The sequence below is a fragment of the Steroidobacter gossypii genome, assembly GCF_016801985.1.
GTDB classification, from domain to species: domain Bacteria; phylum Pseudomonadota; class Gammaproteobacteria; order Steroidobacterales; family Steroidobacteraceae; genus Steroidobacter; species Steroidobacter gossypii.
The window spans coordinates 1-910 of record NZ_JAEVLS010000027.1 but is presented as its reverse complement, the minus strand read 5'-3'; the positions used below and the strand labels follow the sequence as shown (position 1 = coordinate 910).

Annotated in this window: 1 protein-coding gene; it reads right to left on the bottom strand. The window is 61.1% G+C overall.

Annotation, left to right across the window (positions count from 1 at the left end):
- Window positions 1-910 (bottom strand): AMP-binding protein (locus JM946_RS29880; RefSeq protein WP_203171119.1); only part of this gene is annotated, 910 nt, incomplete at both ends.

Genomic DNA, 910 nt, shown 5'->3' with positions numbered 1-910 from the left:
AACGGATCGCGCACGAATCGCTCCGCCGTCAGCGACGCCCGGTTCAGATACCCGCGCGCTACGCCGGCTCCGCCAATGTACAGCTCCCCAGACACTCCAATCGGAACCGGCTGCAGATGACGGTCCAGGATGTACACGCGCGTGTTGTCAATGGGTGTGCCGATATGGACTGTTGGGTTAGCGCTGACGATCAGTCCGGACGTTGCAACGACTGTTGTCTCTGTAGGGCCGTAGTTGTTGAACAATTTGAACGATGCATCGCTCGGCCGAGAGCGCAACTGGTCGCCGCCTGTCAATAACGTGCGCAATCGAGGGTTGTGCAAACCGCGGCTGAACGCAAATTCGGCCAAGGGTGTGGGCAAGAAGCTGATTTCCAACGGCTCAGCGGCCCACCATGCGAGCAATTTCTCTGGATCACTCACCGTCGGCGGCGCCAGCACGAGGCTAGCGCCCACGCGCAATGGCATCCATATCTCCCACGTTGCAGCGTCGAAGCCCACGGCCGCGACAGCGGAGCAGCGGTGGTGTTCCTTTATATCGAGAGCCGCGCAGGTCCAACATATCAAATTAGTGAGATTTCGATGCTCGATCATCACGCCCTTCGGCTTGCCAGTCGAGCCAGAGGTGTAGATCACATACGCCAGTTGCTCGCCGCCGCCTGCCTGCGCCGGCAGATTCTCCGAACCCAATCGCTCGATCCGCAACCAATCGCCATCCAGCGCAATCACCTCCGCTGAGGTGGCCGGCAGCATGGCGCGCAACCCCTCCTGCGTCAGCACCACGCGCGGCGCCGCATCCTCCAGCATGTGCTGCAGCCGTTCGGCCGGATAGTTCGGATCCAATGGCACATAGGCGCCACCGGCCTTCAGTATCCCCAGCAATCCGATCACCATCTCCAGGCTGCGCTCGA